We start from the raw sequence: 308 nt of genomic DNA, 5'->3' as shown, positions 1-308 counted from the left end.
ACGGCGTCCCGCGCGGGCCCGGCGACGATCCGGCCCGGCTGCGGCGTGACGTTGGGACAGGTCGTGACGGCCCGCCCACCGGCCAGCAGCAGGCCGAGCGCGTCGGCGCGGGCGTCGTCGTCGTCGACCGAGAGCAGCACCGGCCAGTGCCCGCGGGTGCGGGCCAGCCTGCCCGCGTTGTGCAGCAGCACCGCCGGGTCGGCACCGTCGGCACCGCCGAGCAGCAGCACCGCCCCGGGGCGGCGGCTCGACAGCTCCAGCACCGCGTCGGTCTCCAGCGGCCCGGGGTGCACCCCGACCACCCGGGC

At 79.5% G+C, this 308-nt stretch carries 1 protein-coding gene; it reads right to left on the bottom strand.

Features of this window, described 5'->3' with window-relative positions:
- On the bottom strand, positions 1-308 hold a 308-nt coding region (locus tag GTW08_RS23210; RefSeq protein WP_202417584.1), incomplete at both ends, for a glutamate mutase L.

The organism is Pseudonocardia sp. SID8383, assembly GCF_009864975.1.
GTDB classification, from domain to species: Bacteria; Actinomycetota; Actinomycetes; order Mycobacteriales; family Pseudonocardiaceae; genus Pseudonocardia; species Pseudonocardia alni.
The sequence above is the reverse complement of the archived record's forward strand: the minus strand, read 5'-3'. Positions and strand labels throughout refer to the sequence as shown.